12 protein-coding genes are annotated in these 15,876 nt (G+C 65.4%); 5 read left to right on the top strand and 7 right to left on the bottom strand.

The window, feature by feature from the left end; all coding sequences use genetic code 11:
• The first annotated feature begins 10 nt into the window (after positions 1 to 10).
• The gene (locus PSV38_RS20255; protein ID WP_300550738.1) at positions 11 to 445 is read left to right on the top strand and encodes an MAPEG family protein; all 435 of its coding nucleotides are present in this window, start codon (positions 11 to 13) and stop codon (positions 443 to 445) included.
• Positions 446 to 462: 17 nt separating this feature from the next.
• Here PSV38_RS20255 and PSV38_RS20250 read toward each other — a convergent pair whose 3' ends face one another.
• From PSV38_RS20250 to PSV38_RS20235, 4 genes are all read right to left on the bottom strand, one after another.
• Positions 463 to 2,010 (bottom strand): methyl-accepting chemotaxis protein, encoded by a 1,548-nt coding sequence (locus tag PSV38_RS20250; RefSeq protein ID WP_300550736.1) that lies wholly within the window; start codon positions 2,008 to 2,010, stop codon positions 463 to 465.
• 45 nt (positions 2,011 to 2,055) lie between these two features.
• A complete protein-coding gene (locus PSV38_RS20245) occupies positions 2,056 to 5,319 on the bottom strand; it encodes a response regulator (RefSeq protein ID WP_300550734.1) in 3,264 nt (1,087 codons plus the stop codon).
• A gap of 88 nt (positions 5,320 to 5,407) precedes the next feature.
• The gene (locus PSV38_RS20240; protein ID WP_300550732.1) at positions 5,408 to 6,736 is read right to left on the bottom strand and encodes an Hsp70 family protein; all 1,329 of its coding nucleotides are present in this window, start codon (positions 6,734 to 6,736) and stop codon (positions 5,408 to 5,410) included.
• Positions 6,729 to 7,787 carry an AraC family transcriptional regulator gene (locus PSV38_RS20235; protein WP_300550730.1) on the bottom strand — a complete coding sequence of 353 codons (1,059 nt, stop codon included), beginning with the start codon at positions 7,785 to 7,787 and terminating at the stop codon, positions 6,729 to 6,731. Before PSV38_RS20235 ends, PSV38_RS20240 begins: the two co-directional genes overlap by 8 nt.
• 167 nt (positions 7,788 to 7,954) lie before the next feature.
• Here PSV38_RS20235 and PSV38_RS20230 point away from each other — a divergent pair, with 167 nt between their 5' ends.
• Positions 7,955 to 9,523: an NAD(P)/FAD-dependent oxidoreductase gene (locus PSV38_RS20230; RefSeq protein WP_300550728.1), complete on the top strand. Its 1,569-nt coding sequence runs from the start codon at positions 7,955 to 7,957 to the stop codon at positions 9,521 to 9,523.
• A 7-nt stretch (positions 9,524 to 9,530) separates the two neighbouring features.
• Here PSV38_RS20230 and PSV38_RS20225 read toward each other — a convergent pair whose 3' ends face one another.
• Genes PSV38_RS20225 through PSV38_RS20215 form a run of 3 tightly spaced genes read right to left on the bottom strand, consistent with a single transcriptional unit; the run spans position 9,531 to position 13,876 of the window.
• The gene (locus PSV38_RS20225; protein ID WP_300550726.1) at positions 9,531 to 10,670 is read right to left on the bottom strand and encodes a carotenoid 1,2-hydratase; all 1,140 of its coding nucleotides are present in this window, start codon (positions 10,668 to 10,670) and stop codon (positions 9,531 to 9,533) included.
• Between the two features lie 13 nt (positions 10,671 to 10,683).
• Positions 10,684 to 13,224, bottom strand: a complete 2,541-nt coding sequence (locus PSV38_RS20220) for an ABC transporter permease (protein WP_300550724.1) — start codon at positions 13,222 to 13,224, stop codon at positions 10,684 to 10,686.
• The gene (locus tag PSV38_RS20215; RefSeq protein ID WP_300550722.1) at positions 13,214 to 13,876 is read right to left on the bottom strand and encodes an ABC transporter ATP-binding protein; all 663 of its coding nucleotides are present in this window, start codon (positions 13,874 to 13,876) and stop codon (positions 13,214 to 13,216) included. Before PSV38_RS20215 ends, PSV38_RS20220 begins: the two co-directional genes overlap by 11 nt.
• 64 nt (positions 13,877 to 13,940) lie before the next feature.
• Between PSV38_RS20215 and minC the strand changes: the two genes are divergently transcribed.
• Genes minC through minE form a run of 3 tightly spaced genes read left to right on the top strand, consistent with a single transcriptional unit; the run spans position 13,941 to position 15,813 of the window.
• Entirely contained in the window at positions 13,941 to 14,711 is a 771-nt protein-coding gene (gene minC, locus PSV38_RS20210) for a septum site-determining protein MinC (RefSeq protein ID WP_300550720.1), read from the top strand.
• 20 nt (positions 14,712 to 14,731) lie between these two features.
• Positions 14,732 to 15,547, top strand: a complete 816-nt coding sequence (gene minD / locus PSV38_RS20205; protein ID WP_290659073.1) for a septum site-determining protein MinD — start codon at positions 14,732 to 14,734, stop codon at positions 15,545 to 15,547.
• A gap of 5 nt (positions 15,548 to 15,552) precedes the next feature.
• Positions 15,553 to 15,813: a cell division topological specificity factor MinE gene (gene minE / locus PSV38_RS20200; protein WP_300550717.1), complete on the top strand. Its 261-nt coding sequence runs from the start codon at positions 15,553 to 15,555 to the stop codon at positions 15,811 to 15,813.
• The last annotated feature ends 63 nt before the right edge of the window (positions 15,814 to 15,876 follow it).

The raw sequence follows: 15,876 nt of genomic DNA, 5'->3' as shown, positions 1-15,876 counted from the left end.
GACTTGCCAGATGACCCCTCAAGAACTGATCCCCCCGCTGCTGCGCCCCATGGTGGCCATGATGGTGCTGACGGGCGTGGTGTGGCTGTTCATGTACGTGCGCCGACTGGGTTACATGACCCGCCATGGCATCGACGCGCAAACGGTGAACACACCGCAGAAGATGACGGTGACCATGCCAGAGAGCGTGGAGTTCGCCTCCAACAACCTGAAGAACCTGTTCGAGCTGCCGGTGCTGTTCTACGCGGTGTGCCTGGTCCTGGTCCAGCTGGGCTGGGCCACGCACACGGATGTGACCGCCGCTTGGGTCTTCGTGGGCCTGCGCGCTGTGCACAGCGTCGTGCATTGCACCGTCAACATCGTGATGGTGCGCTTCATGGCCTACCTGGGCGCCAGCCTGGCTTTGTGGTTCATGCTGGGCCGCTTGGTCATGCGGCTGTGCTGAGGTCAGCGCCCAGTCGCTCAGTTCAGGCGGAAAGCTGACACGGCCACGGCCAGGCGGTCGGCCTGCGAGCGCAGGCTTTCTGCGGCGGCGGCCGATTCTTCCACCAGGGCCGCGTTCTGCTGGGTGACTTCATCCAGCTCGGTCACGGCTCGGCTTACCTGGCCGATGCCCGTGTCCTGTTCGCTGGACGAGGCGGTGATCTCGGCGATCAGGTCGGTGACGCGCTTGACCTGGTTTTCGATCTCCAGCATGGTCTGGCCGGCGGTGTCGACCAGGCGCGTGCCGCTGTCCACGTTTTCAACGCTCGTCGTGATCAGGGTTTTGATCTCTTTGGCGGCGTTGGCCGAGCGCTGCGCCAGTGAGCGCACTTCGCTGGCCACCACGGCAAAGCCACGGCCTTGCTCGCCAGCACGGGCCGCTTCCACGGCCGCATTCAAGGCCAGGATGTTGGTCTGGAAAGCAATGCCGTCGATCACGCTGATGATGTCGCTGATCTTGCGCGAGCTGTCGGCGATGTCACCCATGCTGCGCACCACCTGCGAGACCACGGCGCCGCCACGCGCGGCCACCTGCGAGGCTGACGAAGCCAACTGATTGGCTTGTTGCGAGGCCTCTTTGTTCTGGCGCACCGTGGTGGTGAGTTGAGCCATCGAGGCCGCAGTCTGTTGCAGGTTGCTGGCCTGCTGCTCGGTGCGGTGCGACAGGTCCTGGTTGCCGGCGGCGATCTCGCCTGAACCGGTGGCAATGTTGTCAGAGGCGGACTTGAGGTCACCGATCAAGGTGCGCAGCTTGTCGGACATGGCCTGTTGGGCATTGAGCAACTGGCCCACCTCGTCGTTCGAGGTGATCTGCACCCGGTGCGTCAGGTCGCCATCGGCCACGCTGTTGGCCATCTTCACGGCCTCTGCCAGCGGTTGGGTCACCGAGCGCGTGGTGACCCAGGCCAGGTAAGCCGCGATGGCGGCGCCCGCCAGGCTCAAGCCCAGGCTCAGGCGCGATGCGTTGCTGGCGCTGTCTTCCGACGATTTGGCCTCGGCGGTCATCAGGGCGAACTGGTGGTCAGCCAGCGCACCGGCTGCCTTCAGGTAAACAATCTGGGCGGGTTGCAGCTGGTTGTTCAGCACTTCGATGGCGGTGTTGACATCGTTCTTCTCGATGTGGGCCAGGAACGCTTGCAGTGATTGGCGGAATTGATCACGGCCCGATTCAACGGCTTTCAGCAATGCGCGTGATTCGGGCTTGACCAACAGCTTGTCGAGCTGGTCGTAAATGCCATCGTTGGCACTTCGCGCGGTTTCGATGGCCTTGGTCTCGGCCGCCACTTGGTCCGGTTCGCGGAACAACAGCAGATTGCGGCTGGCCTGGGCGATCATGTTGATGTTGTTGCGCAGGCCCCCAATCGCTTTGACCTTGACCATGCGGTCGGCCACCAGGAAGTGGGTGGTGCTGGCCAATTCGCCCAGGCGCACGCTGCCAATCGCGGCAACGATGAGGCTCAGAAGCACCACCACGGTGAACGACAAGGCGAGGCGCTGGCCAATGTGAAGCTGACGGAAGAAATGCATGACGAGAGGACCTTGGACCGGGGTGACCGGTCTTTTACGGTCGTTTCAGCGCGAACTTGAGCGGGCGGCGGTGAGCCAGCGGTCCAGCGCTGACCAGAGCTGCGGCAGCCGTATCGGCTTGGCGATGTAATCGTTCATGCCGCACGCCAGGCAGCGCTCGCTGTCTTCGCGCATGGCGTTGGCTGTCATGGCGATGATGGGCAATTGGGCCAAGCCGGCATGCTGGCGGATCTGGGTGGTCGCGGTGATGCCATCCATCACCGGCATCTGCATGTCCATCAGGACGAGGTCGTAGTGCGTGGACAAAACCTTCTGGACGCCGATCGCACCGTTCTCGGCGAAGTCCACGGCAAAGCCTAGGCTCACCAGGATCTCGTTCATCAGCATCTGGTTCAAGGCGGTGTCTTCCACGACCAGAATGCGCGCGCCGTGGGCCTTGCCCTTCACGGCCAGCTCGGCTGCGGAGGGCTGGGCGGTCGCCCTGGGCTGCGGGCGTGGCCCGCCCAGCACCAAGGCGGTCAGGTCTTGCAGCAACGAGGCGTGCACCGGCTTGATCAGCACGTGCTCGATGCCTTCCAGGCGGGCCTGCTCCATGGCCTGGTCTTGGCCGTAGTTGGACAGCAGGACCAGTTGAGGCGCGGCATGCAAGCCCAGCGCGCGGATCTGGCGGATCGTGTCCACGCCGTCCAGACCGGGCATCTGTGCATCGACCAGCACGAGCGTGAAAGGTTGGGCTGCCGTGGCGGCTTCTTCGACGGCCTGAATGGCCAGCTGGCCCGAGGCGGCATCGCTGACCACGAAACCCAGGTGGCCCAGCATGCCGTGCAGCACCTGGCGTGCGCGGTCGTTGTCGTCCACCACGAGGGCGCGTTGGCCATGCGGGGCCGGTGGGGGCAGGCGAGCCTCGTGCGGGCCGACCTCCAGCGCCACGGTGAACCAGAAGGTGCTGCCAGCATCGGGGGCGCTGTCCACGCCCACCTCGCCCCCCATCTGCTCGGCCAGGTGCTTGGAGATGACCAGGCCCAGCCCGGTGCCGCCATATTTGCGCGTGATCGAGGTGTCGGCCTGCTGGAAGCTTTGAAAGAGCCGCGCCTGCTGTTCCGCGCTCAGGCCGATGCCGGTGTCGCGCACCGCGAAGTGCAATTGCACTTGCCGGCCTTGGCGCCGCTGCACGCGCACGATGATCCCGATCTCGCCCTGCTCGGTGAACTTGATCGCGTTGGCGCCGTAGTTGAGCAGCACCTGCCCAATGCGCAAGGCATCGCCGACGAGTTGGGCTGGCACGTCGGGCGCCACGTCCAGGATCAACTCCAGGTTCTTGCTGCTGGCCATCTCGACCAGTTGGGCGCAAATGTTGACCAGCAGTTGTTCCAACTCGAAGCTGCGGTGCTCGATGTCCAGTTTGCTGGCCTCGATCTTGGTGAGGTCCAGGATGTCGGTGATGATGCCCATCAGGTGATCGCTGGCCCCGGCGATCTTTTGCAGGTAGTCGCGCTGCTGGGGTTTCAGGTCGGTCTTCAAGGCCAGGTGCGTCAGGCCGATGATGGCGTTCATCGGGGTGCGGATCTCGTGGCTCATGTTGGCCAGAAAATCCGACTTGATGCGCGCGGCGGCTTCAGCGGCCTCCTTGGCCTGGCGCAGGGCCTGCATGGCCTCTTGTTCGGTGGTGATGTCTTCGATGATGCCCAGCGTGCCGCGCTCCGGGTGGTCCTTGTCCACCAGGCGGGCGCTGATCCGACCCCAGAACCGGCTGCCATCGTGTTTGATGAGCTGCTCTTCGCGCACGTGGGTTTCGCCCGTCATCATCTGCGCGTAGACCTTGTCCCCGGCGGCGAGGTAGGCCTCTTCGCTGGGGTAGAAAACGCGCGTGGCTTGACCTGCCAACTGGCCAGGCGCGAAGCCCAGGATCTCTTCCATGCGCCGGTTGCAGCGCAGGATCACGCGGCCCCGCAGCAGCCCGATGCCCACCGTGGCGGCGTCAAATAGGGCCTGCTGCTCGACATTGGCCTTGCGCAGCGCGTCGGCCACTTCGGCCAGTTGCGCGGTGCGCTCGTCCACCAGTTCCTGCAGGTGGTGGCGCAGGCCTTCAAGCTCCTGGGCGGCGATTTTGCGTTCGGTGATGTCGCGCGCGACGCCCAGCACCCCAATGGGCTCGCCTTGCGCGTCAAAGACCGGGGCCTTCAAGGCTTCGAACAAGCGGGCCTCGGCCTCGCCGGGGAACTTCAGCCATTCCTCGTTGGCGCGTGGGCCACCGGCGGCCAGGGCCAGGTGATCCTGCTCGCGGAACATGTCGGCCTGGGCCTTGTCGGCGAAGTCGTGGTCGGTCTTGCCGATGATCTCGGCTTCCGTGGCCCCGTACAGGCGCTCAATGCCCGGATTGCAGGCCATGTAGACCCCACCCACGCTTTTGAGCCAGAGCAGGTCTGGGATGTTCTTCACCAGGGTCTGCAGTTGCGCCTTTTGCAGCACGGCTTCAGCGGTGCGCCGCCGCACCATGCGGCGAAGGCTGGTGACCCAGCCCAGCAGCAAGAAGCCCAGCCCCAACAGGGCGAGCACGCCGATGCCCAGTTGCTGCGCATAGGGTGCCAGGTTGATCGGCTCGTTCATCCATTTCTGGTGCAGTTTGGCCAGTTCGTCCGCCGTGATGGCGGCCATGCCGTCTTCCACCAGCTTCATGGTGGCCGTGTCGCCCTTGCGCGTGGCTCGGTGGAACTGCCCTTGGTAAATCTCGAAAGCCTTGCGGAAGGCCGGGTGCAGATCCTGTCTGGCCAGGTGGTAGTGGGCCGTGCGCTCGTTCAGGCAGAACAATTTGATGTCCTGGGCGGCGGCGGCTTGGATGACGTCGGCATGCGCCTTGAAGATGCGCAGATTGGTCACGCCGCCCTGACGCAGCTTGTCGATGCAGACATCGCCTTCTTGCACGCCGATTTGAAAGCCGCGCAGCGCCGCCACGTTGTTGATGCCGTTGACCGAGGCGTGCCGGAAGACGGTCACGGGCGCGACCTCGTAAGGCGGCGAGAAGTCGTACAGGGCCTCGCGCTCCGGGGTGCGGTACATCATGTCGATGACCTCAGCCCCGCCCGTGTCGATCAGGCGCCGGGCCTCGCCCCAGTTGGTGGCCGTGAACTGGACCTTGATGCCGGTCTTGGTCTCCCACAGCTGCCACAACTCCAGCAGGTAGCCGGACGGGCGGCCCTCCACATCGCGGAAGGTGTAGGGCGGGAAGGCGTCATCCGTGACCACCCGGATCACGGTGGGCTTGGCGGCGACCGGCCAAGCCAGCGCGTAAAGCGTTGCGCTGAAGATCACCCAGGCCAGCCGTGGCCATGCAACATGTGATCGGGTCAAAGGCACAAACTCTCCCTCCACCTGCGTTGGCGGCGCTCCGTAGTGTGACTTATGGCCCTCGTCCGAACAAGCGCCCAGCGTGCAAACCCAGGCCGGTGGCCACCGAGGCCAGGCGGTCGCCGCGCACCGCACGGGTTTCGGGGAAGGCCGCTTCCAGCTGGTCGGTCAGCAGTTTCATGCCGGTGGAGCCACCGGTGAAATACAGGGCGTGGATGTCCGAGGGTTGCAGGCCGGCCATGCGCACGGTGTCCAGCGCGCAGGCGGTGATGCGGGCCAGGTCTTCGCGGAAGGCTTGTTCGGCCTGCGCTTCCTTCAAGGGGACGTGCAGGCCGGCTTCGATGATGGACAGGTCGATGTCGAAATCACCCCCGGCCGCCACGGCGATCTTGGCGGCTTCGGCGCTGCCCACCAGGGCGTGGCCCAGGCGGTCGTTCACCACCTTCATCAGGCGCTTGAACTGGGCCGGGTCGGCGTAGAAGCCGTTCATGCTTTTCAGCTCGGCCACGCGCGGGGCCTGGTAGACGTTGTTGATCAGGTGCCAGGTGGCCAGGTCAAAGTAGACGCGGCTGGGGATGGGGCGCGGCGGCTGACCACCGATGCTGGGCCCCATGCCGCCGTGGCCCAGGGGCGGCATCACGCAGGACAGGGACACGCGGCGGTCGAAATCGGTACCGGCCACGTGCACGCCGTGGTTGGCCAGGATGTCGCTGCGGCGGTCGAGCAGGGCGGCGCGTTGCGGGCCCACGCGTACCACGGAGAAGTCGGAGGTGCCGCCGCCGATGTCGGCCACCAGGGCGAGCTCTTCGCGCGTGGCCTGCTGCTCGTAGTCAAACGCGGCGGCAATCGGCTCGTACTGGAAGGCCACGTCCTTGAAGCCGACGGCGTGGGCGGCGGCCGCCAGCGAGGCCTGGGCCTGCGCGTCGCGCTCGGGGTCGTCATCGACGAAGAACACGGGGCGTCCCAGCACCACGTGGCTGAGCACCTGCCCGCTGGCGCGCTCGGCGCGGCTGCGCAGGTGGTGCAAATAGCCGGTGATGATGTCGATGTACTTGACGCCGAAACCGTGGCCCAGGTCGGTGGTCTGTTCGGCCAAGGGGCTGCCCAGGATGCTCTTCATGGAGCGCATCAGGCGGCCTTCGTAGCCTTCGATGTAGGCCTGCACGGCGGCGCGGCCAAAGGTGCGGGGCAGTTCGGCCCCCGAGCGGCCGGTGGCCTTTTCAAAGGCCGTGGGCAGGTCGTCGCTGTCGGTGCAGTAGAAAACCGCCGTGGGCATGGTGAGGCTGTCGCCCTCCAGCGGCACCAGGCGCATGCCCTGCTCCGTGGGAATGGCGATGGCCGAATTGGAGGTGCCGAAGTCGATGGCGCAATAACTACTCAAGGGGCGGGTTCTCTGGCGGGGCGGACGGGGCGCACACTGTATCAGTCTGGGGGCGGCTTCGGAAAGCGGCGGGCGTTTTACCGCTCCAGCGCTGAAAGGCGTGGATGAAGGCGGCGGACTCAGCATAGCCCAGCTCCTGGGCAACCGCTTCGATCGACTGCTGGGTGCTTTGCAGAAGGTGCTGCGCCTTGTCGTAACGCACACGGCTCAGCAGATCGCGAAAGTTGTGGCCTTCTTCGCTCAACTGGCGCCGCAGGCTGCGCTCGGACAACTGGAATGAGCGGGCCACCTCTTCCGCACTGGGGTAGCCCCGCGTGAACATCGCCAGGTGGGCCTGCACCCGATCGCTCAAGGTGCTCAGTGACACGTTCTGCGCCACCAGTTGTTGCTCGCACATGGACCGGTACATGCCGTGGGCCGCCGGATCGGCCGAGGCAAAACGCAGTTGCAGGTATTCGTTGCGCATCCACAGGCGGGCCACGGGTTCACCAAAGCGCACGGGGCAGCCGAAATGGGTTTCATAGGCGGCGGCTTCCGGCGGGCGCGGGTAGGGCATGTCGATGCGCTCGGCCCGCAAGTCCAGGCCCAGCGAGGCCTGCAGGTCGCGCATCATCTTGTAGGTGCCCGAGACCTCGCCATCCACCCGGAAGCGGAACACCTTGGGGGGCATGGGCAAGGGCTCCAGCACCAGGGCGCTGAGTTGTTCGCCGGGCTCGAAGCGCAAGGTGCCGTAGTTGTAGGTCAGGCGCTGGTAGCGGATGCCCATCTGGAAGGCTTCGTAGGCATTGGCGCAGGTCAGCAGCAGCATCACCAGCGGCCCATAGCCCGCTAGGTTGTAGAACTGCCCCAGCCGCAGGCCGATGGTGGGGTCGTGCAGGTGCTGGGCCAGGTCGGCATAAATGCGCAGTTCGCGGGCACGGTCGATGGGGGTGCTGGGGTTCAGCTGTTCCAGGACGAGGCCGTGCCGGGCCAGCACGGGGGTGGGGTCTTCGCCCAGTTGCTGCAGGCCTTGCAGCATGTAAATGAGGCCCAGGACGGGACGGGTACCCATGGGTGGTGCTTGCTTGGTTTGATCTGCGTCAAGGACCGGCCTTGCGGGGCTGGAGTGCCGCCAGTTTGGCCGAAATAATCAATCAGACGGGCGAATCTAGCATGGCGGCGCGAGCATCGCGCACGCACCATGGCCTGACGTTCGGAGACAAATCAACAAGGTGCCGCATGACTTCACAGAACACGACCATTTCCTCATTCCCCCGCCCGCGCCAGGTTGAAGTGGCGATCGCTGGTGTCGGCTTTGGCGGCTTGTGCATGGCGGTCAAGCTCAAGATGGCGGGCATCGACGACTTCGTGATCCTGGAAAAAGCCAGTGAGGTGGGCGGCGCCTGGCGCGACAACACCTACCCGGGCGCCGAGTGCGATGTGCAGTCGCACATGTACTCGTACTCGTTCGAGACCAAACCGGATTGGACCAAGCGCTACGCCCCCTGGGACGAAATCCAGCAGTACATCCTGGGCGTGACCAAAAAATACGGCATCCGCCCCCACATCCATTTCAACCAGGAGGTGATCAGCGCGGTGTTCAACGAAGGCACGGGGCGCTGGACCATCAAGACCGCCGGTGGCGAGGTGATCAGCGCGCGCCACTGGGTGCTCGCCTCGGGCCCGCTGCACGTGCCCGCCTTCCCTGACATCAAGGGGCTGGACACCTTCAAGGGCAAGGTGATGCACTCGGCCCAGTGGGACCATGGCTACGACCTGCACGGCAAGACCGTGGTGTCCCTGGGCAGCGGAGGCAGTGCTATCCAGTACGTGCCGGAGATCGCGCCCCTGGTCAAGAAGCTGCACGTGTTCCAGCGCACGCCCGCCTGGGTGATCCCGCGCGACACGCGCAAGTATTCCGAGTTCCGCAAGAAGCTGTTCGCAGCCCTGCCCATCACGCGCACCCTGCACCGCTGGCGCTGCTACTGGACCAACGAGTCGCGCGTGTGGCCCATCTTCAACCCGTGGATGGCGCGCATTGGTGGCGCGGCGCTGAAGAAGTTCATCTCACACCAGGTGAAAGACCCGGCCCTGGTCAAAAAGCTCACGCCCAACTACACCTTGGGCTGCAAGCGCATCCTCATCTCCAACAAGTGGTACCCCACCTTCAACCGCCAGAACGTGGAGTTGGTGACCAACGGCATCCAGGAGATCCGCGAGCACAGCATCGTCACCAAGGATGGCGTGGAGCGGCCGATGGACTGTCTGATCCTGGGCACGGGCTTCATCGTGGACCCGCGCATTTACATGAAGAGCTTCGAGATGCGCGGCCGCCATGGCCACACCTTGCAAGAGGATTGGAAAACCAGCCCCACGTCGTACCTGGGCATCACCACCGCCAACTACCCCAATATGTACCAACTGGTGGGGCCGCACACCGGCCTGGGCCACAACTCCATCATCTTCATGATCGAGGCGCAGGTGGAGTACATCGTCAAGTGCATCCAGCTGGTCAAGGCCAAGGGCGTGGACTACCTGGACGTCAAGCCGGCCGCGATGACGCGCTTCCTGAACGAGGTGACGCAGGCGCTCAAGGGCACGGTGTGGTCCTCAGGCTGCAAGAGCTGGTACCAGACCGCCGAGGGCATCAACTTCGCGATCTGGCCGAACTCGACCTGGAAGTACTGGCTGCAAACCCGCACCGTCAACGAGTCGGACTATGAGTTCGTGAAGTGCGTGGCCAAGAGCAGCACCCAGTCGGCCGAGGAAGGCCTGGACATGGCGGTGATGGCGGCCGGACGCCAGTGAGCGGCTTTCAAAGCACCATGGGCTGGACGTAACCGGTCATCTCCAGGTAGCCCTCGCCGACCACGCGCTGGTCGACGTCGCGCAATTCGCTCAGGCCTTCCCAGTAGACAGTGCCGGTGCTTTGCTGACCGGCCAGTTCTTGCGCGTCCAGCAGGGCGCGCACGGTGAAGCGTCCGGCGGGCGTGTCCACTTGCCATTCGACCGGGTAGCTGGCGTGCGTGGCGGGGCTTTGCCAGGTGCGACCAGGCGTGAAGCGGACCTCGTCGGGTTTGAAGATGCGGGCCGCTTGGCCGGGCGCGCGGAAGCTGCCGCCAGCCCACAGCGTGGATCCATCCTGGCGGCGCAGGCGGAAGGCCATGAGGGCGCTGCCATCGCGCAGGTTCATGCCGATCCAGTCCCAGCCCACGGCGTCGGGCGCCAGCAATGACTCGCTCCACTCGTGGTCCATCCAGGCCAGGCCGCTGACCGGTTGTGCCTTGCCGTGCAGGGTGACCTGGCCGGTGACCGCCAGCTGCGGTTGCGAGTAATAGCGGCTGGCCTGGCTGGGCAGGGGGCCTTTGCGTGAATACCCGGCTTGGCCTTGCACCAAGGGCGCTTGCGTGCTGCGCATGTTCAGTTTGAAGCCGAAGGCCTGGGTTTTGACTTGGGCCTGGTAAAGGCTTTGCGTGGCGCTGCCGCTGCGTTGCAGGGACCAGTCTTTCAGGTGCACGTGCGTGTCTTCCAGCGTGGCGCCAGCCAGGCCCAGGCCTTCGCGGGCGATGCGTTGGTCGTGCAGCAACTGGCGGCCGGCCACATCGGTGATGGCGGCGTGCGCCAGGATCAACTGTTTGGCGGCGAACTGGCTGGGGTTGTCTTGGGCCGTGTCCACGCGCGATCGGAAGAAGGTGACCTGGAAGCCCAGGGTTTGACGATCCGCCGTGCGCAGACGGCCGGTGATGTACCACCACTCGGTGCGGAACTCGGGGTGGGCACCGAAGTCGCGCGGGAAGCCCAGGGCATCGCCAATTTTGACTTCGGGAGGCGCGACGGTGCTGGCTTTCACCAAGGACGCCGCGAGGATGGGAGGGCAGCCGAGCGCACCCAAACTGCCCAAGGCGATCAGGCAATCACGCCGATCCAGCGAGGTCATGCGTTGGTCTGTGTTCATGCGCTGCATCGCCTCACCAGTCTTCCTTCACCGCCATCACGGCATCGCGCCCGATGGCTTGTCGGCCTGCGACCAAAGCGGTCAAAGTGCCGGCCAGCACCACGCCCAGGCACAGCAGGCCCAATCGATCCCAAGGCGCCAGCAGGTCCATGGTCCAGTGAAAACTTTGCGGGTTGACGACCTCGACCAGCACGATGCTGACCGCCAGGCCCAGCCCCAATCCCATCAAGGCGCCAATGCCAGTCAGCACCAGGCCTTCGCCCCCCACGATGCCCAGCACCTGCCGTGGCGTGAAGCCCAGGTGGCTGAGCAGGCCGAACTCCTTGCGACGCGCCAGCACCTGCGCTGAAAAGCTGGCCGCCGTGCCAAACAGGCCGATGCCGATGGCCACGGCCTGCAACCAGTAGGTGACGGCAAAGCTGCGGTCGAAGATGCGCAAGGTGGTCTCGCGGATCTGGCGCGGCTCGGCGAATTCGATCAGGCCACCGGCCAGGCCACGCGCTTCGGCCGCACGGCGGATGGCGGTTTGCACATCGGGCGTGCGGGCCTCGGGGGCGAGCCACAGGGCCAGGTCGTTGATGCCGAGGTCGCCGGTCAAGCGTTGGTAGTCGGCCTGGTCGATCACGATGGCGCCTTGCTGGCGCGCATAGTCGCGCCACACGCCGCGCACATGGGCTTGAACGGGCGGCTGGCCGACGCGCAAAGGCAGCGCCAAGGTGCGGCCAGGCGCGGCGCCGTGCAGGTCGACCATGGCCTCGCTCACGTAGATAGACACCTGGCCAGGCTTGGGCGGCAGCAGGTCACCCACCAGCGGCAGGCTGCGGTCAGCCTGGCCCACCGGGCGCGACAGCAAGGCCACGTCGCCCAGCGATGGGCTCAAGTTCAACGAGGTCACGCGGATGCCCACGGCGCGCTGCACGCCGGGCACTTGCCGGACGTCATTGAGCAGGTCCTGGCCCAGGTTCAAGGTGTCGCTGCCCGCGCCGTTGGTGGCGCGGGCATACAGGTCGGCGGGCAGGACCACGTCCAGCCAGGCCGTGACCGAGCCCCGGAAGCTGGCCACCATCACCGTCAAGGCGACCGACAAGCTCAGGCTGGCCACGACGCCCGCGATGGCGACCGTGGCGGTGTGTCGCATGCGCCGCGCGCGTTCAAACGCGAGCAGGGCGGCGGGCCGCTGCGGCGTGGGCCACAGGCGCAGCAGCCAGCCCACCGTGCCGGGCACGCAGGCGATGCCGCCCATCAGCAAAGCCGCCACGCTGAGGTAAGCCCACAGCGGCACGCCCGCCACCGGGGGCAGCATGGCCAGCGCCACGCCCAGCAACAACAGCACCGGGCCCAACCAGGGCAGGCGCGAGGCGCGGTGCGTGTCGCCCAATCCCTTCAGGGCCTGGGCGGGTGGCAAATCTTGCGCAGCCCGGGCGGGCAACCAACCCCCCAACATGGCGGCCAGCACGCCCAGGCCCCCATACAGCGCGGCCGCCCAAAGCGACCACTGCAACGTGGGCACGATGCCGGGGAAGTAGCCGCCCCCCAGGTCACCGGCCAGCAGCTTGAGCGCCGTGTAGGCCAGGCCCGTGCCCGCCGCGATGCCCAGCACCGAGCCCAGCAGCCCGATGGCGGCCGACTCGCACAACACCAGCTTCAGCCGCTCGCGGGCGCTCAAGCCCAGCACGCCCAACAGGGCCAAGGACTGCTGCCGCTTGGCCACCGACAGCGACAAGATCGAAAACACCAGGAAGGCACCCGTGAACAGCGCCACCAGGGCCAGCACCGTCAGATTGACCCGGTAGGCGCGCGACACGTTGGACACCCGCTGCGTGGACTCGTCGCCCGAATCGCTGACCACGCCATCGGGCAACTGCAAGGCCTTGAGCACCTGGTCGGCCTGCGCACCACCGATCAGCTTGACGTTGATGCGGTTGAGTTGGCCCAAGGTGCCCAGCAAAGTTTGGGCGCCCGCGATGTCCATCACGCCCAAGGCTTCGCCACCGGCGATGACCGTGCCCACCACGCGCAACCTCTTCAAGGCCAGGCCCGATTGCACCTCGATCGTGTCGCCCGCTTCCACGCCCAGCTTCTGGCGGGCCTGCGCGTTCAGTGAGACCGCGTCGGTGGCGAACAGCAGCAGGCGGTCCTCGCCTTTGGGCAGTTGCGGGATCAAGGCGGGGGCCAAAGGCGCGGCCACCAGGGGGTCCAACCCCAGGATCTTCAGGGATTGCCTTTGCCCGCGAGGGCCGATGGCCAGCGTCGTCACCTCGACCACCGGGCTGGCCAGGGCCACTTGGGGGTGCCGGGCCACGCGCGGGTACAGCGCTTCGTCGAAGCCACCGCGCGCTGCGCGCAGGCTGAAATCGGCCTGGCCATTGACCGATCGCACCGCCGAGCTGAACTCGCTCAGGGCCGATTCGTTGATCAAGTGCACGGAGAACGCCAGCGCCACACCCAGCAGCACGGCCAGCACGGCGGTGGCATGCCGCCAGCCGTGGTGCCGCAGCTCCGGCCAGGAAAAGTGACGCAGCAGGGTGGCAACGGGCGAGGGCTCAGGCCGCATCGCGCAGGCCTTGCCGGGTCAGCCGCAGCACGCGGTCGGCCCGTTGGGCGGCCGAGGGCGAGTGGGTCACCATCACGCAGGCCGTTTGATGCTTGCGGATCTGGGCCACGAAGGCGCTCATCACCTTGTCGGCGGTCTCGGGGTCGAGGTTGCCGGTGGGCTCGTCGGCGAGCAGCAGCGCGGGCCGGTGGATCAAGGCGCGCGCGATGGCCACGCGTTGCAACTGCCCGCCCGACAGCTGTTGCGGCAGGCGTTCGCCCAGGCCCTCCAGTCCGACCGACGTCAAGGCCTGGGCCAAGCGGAGGGCATAAGCGGCGCCTTTGTTCTCGCCCAGCAGCATCAATGGCAGGCCCACGTTCTGCGCCACGCTCAAATGCGGCAGCACGTGGAAGGCCTGGAACACGAAGCCCAGGTGGCGGCGCCGAAAGTGCGCCTGAGCGGTCTCGTCCAGCGACTGAACGTCCACGCCTTTCAGGGTGACGCGCCCCTCGTCGGCCCCGTCCAGCCCCGCCAGGCAGTTCAGCAAGGTGGATTTGCCGACCCCCGATTCGCCCACGATGGCGATGAATTCGCCCGGTTGCACGCTCATGTCGACGTGGGCGAACACCGGCTCGGGGCCATAACGTTTGGTCAATCCTCGAACTTCAAGCATGCGGATTCAGGGCCAGGAGCGAACGAACCGGTAAACTGTATCCCTTTCGAGGTCTCGCTGCCCCATGGCTGTTGTCTCCAAAGGGAACACCCCGCTCATCGTCGATCTGAAAAGTGCCACGCTGACCCTGGTCGCCGTGGTGCTGAAAACCACCGACCTGGCGGTCCTGGCCGGTGAGTTGACCGAGCGTTTTGGCGCCTCCGCCGATTTTTTCAACCAGGACCCGGTGGTCATCGACCTGACGCCCGTCCAGGACGACGCCAAAGCCATCCCCTTCAACCACCTGATCGCCTTGCTGCGCGAACACCGCATGGTGCCGGTGGCCGTCAAGGGTGGCAGCCCCGCGCAGATGGCCGCCGCGCAAGCCGTGGGCCTGTTCGAAGCGCCCGATGGCCCCTCGGCCAAGGTGCCCGTCCGCGTTGAAACCGTGGTGCAAGAAGTCATCCGCGAGGTCGAGGTGATCCGCGAAGTGCCCGTGCAGGTGCCCGGCCCTTCCGTGCCCACCATGGTGATCGACAAGCCTTTGCGCTCCGGCCAGCAGGTCTATGCCAAGGGCGGCGACCTGGTGGTGCTGGCGGCGGTCAACAATGGCGCTGAAGTCATCGCCGACGGCCACATCCATGTCTACGCCCCGCTGCGCGGCAAAGCCATCGCTGGCGCGCGCGGCAACACCGAGGCGCGCATTTTCACCACCTGCCTGGAGCCCGAACTGATCTCCATCGCAGGCATTTACCGCACCTCTGAAACCGCTCTCTCACCAGACCTGCTGGGCAAACCTGCCCAGATTCGCCTTGATGGCGAAAAGCTGGTGATGGAAGCGATCAAGCTCAATTAACTTAGAAGGACTCGATACCGATGGCCAAAATCATCGTGGTGACCTCCGGCAAGGGAGGGGTGGGCAAAACCACCACCAGCGCCAGCTTTTCGTCAGGTCTTGCCCTTCGTGGCCACAAAACCGTGGTGATCGACTTTGACGTCGGTCTGCGCAACCTCGACCTCATCATGGGCTGCGAGCGGCGCGTGGTCTATGACCTGATCAACGTCATCAATGGCGAAGCCAACTTGAACCAGGCGCTGATCAAGGACAAGCAGTGCGACAACCTGTTCGTGCTGCCCGCCTCGCAAACGCGCGACAAGGACGCGCTGTCCAAGGAAGGCATCGAGAAGATCCTGACCGACCTGGCCGCGATGGACTTCGAATACATCATCTGCGACTCGCCCGCAGGCATCGAAACCGGCGCCCTGCTGGCCATGCACTTTGCGGATGAAGCCTTGGTGGTGACCAATCCCGAAGTCTCGTCCGTGCGCGACTCGGACCGCATCCTGGGCATGCTGGCCTCCAAGACCAAGCGCGCCATTGAAGGGCAAACGCCCATCAAGGAGCACCTGCTGATCACCCGCTACAACCCCACGCGGGTTGAAGAGGGCCAGATGTTGTCGCTGCAAGACATCCAGGAGATCCTGCGCATCCCGCTGATTGGCGTGATCCCTGAATCGGAGTCGGTGCTGACCGCGTCGAACCAGGGCCTGCCCGCCATTCACCTGGCCGAGTCGGACGTGTCCGAGGCCTACAAGGACGTGATCGCACGCTTTCTGGGTGAAGACAAACCCATGCGCTTCATCGAGGCCGTCAAGCCCGGCTTCTTCAAGCGCATGTTCGGGGGGAGGTAAGCAGCATGTCCTTCCTTTCATTCTTCCTCGGTGAAAAGAAAAAGACCGCCAGCGTGGCCAAGGAGCGCCTGCAGATCATCCTCGCGCACGAGCGCAATGGTCGGCACGGCAACCCGGATTACCTGCCGGCCCTGCAGCGTGAACTGGTGGCGGTGATCACCAAATACATCGCCATCAACCCGGACGACATCAAGGTGAGCCTGGAGCGCCAGGACAACCTGGATGTGCTGGAAGTCAAGATCGAACTGCCGGACGGCGGTCGTTGATTCATCAAGCCAAAAAAAGCGGAGCAAGCCCTCACAGGCTGCTCCGCTTTTTCATGGGTGCTG

The organism is Aquabacterium sp. (assembly GCF_029946005.1).
Classification (GTDB): Bacteria; Pseudomonadota; Gammaproteobacteria; order Burkholderiales; family Burkholderiaceae_C; genus Aquabacterium.
Note: the sequence above shows the minus strand (reverse complement) of the source record. Positions and strands in the feature narration are given on the sequence as shown.

Bases quoted from the DNA above. Each gene is read 5' to 3' on its own strand.
- PSV38_RS20225 (WP_300550726.1), bottom strand. From the start codon at position 10,670: ATGAACACAGACCAACGCATGACCTCGCTGGATCGGCGTGATTGCCTG.
- minD (WP_290659073.1), top strand. From the start codon at position 14,732: ATGGCCAAAATCATCGTGGTGACCTCCGGCAAGGGAGGGGTGGGCAAA.
- minC (WP_300550720.1), top strand. From the start codon at position 13,941: ATGGCTGTTGTCTCCAAAGGGAACACCCCGCTCATCGTCGATCTGAAA.
- minE (WP_300550717.1), top strand. From the start codon at position 15,553: ATGTCCTTCCTTTCATTCTTCCTCGGTGAAAAGAAAAAGACCGCCAGC.
- PSV38_RS20220 (WP_300550724.1), bottom strand. From the start codon at position 13,224: ATGCGGCCTGAGCCCTCGCCCGTTGCCACCCTGCTGCGTCACTTTTCC.
- PSV38_RS20230 (WP_300550728.1), top strand. From the start codon at position 7,955: ATGACTTCACAGAACACGACCATTTCCTCATTCCCCCGCCCGCGCCAG.
- PSV38_RS20250 (WP_300550736.1), bottom strand. From the start codon at position 2,010: ATGCATTTCTTCCGTCAGCTTCACATTGGCCAGCGCCTCGCCTTGTCG.
- PSV38_RS20255 (WP_300550738.1), top strand. From the start codon at position 11: ATGACCCCTCAAGAACTGATCCCCCCGCTGCTGCGCCCCATGGTGGCC.
- PSV38_RS20215 (WP_300550722.1), bottom strand. From the start codon at position 13,876: ATGCTTGAAGTTCGAGGATTGACCAAACGTTATGGCCCCGAGCCGGTG.
- PSV38_RS20235 (WP_300550730.1), bottom strand. From the start codon at position 7,787: ATGGGTACCCGTCCCGTCCTGGGCCTCATTTACATGCTGCAAGGCCTG.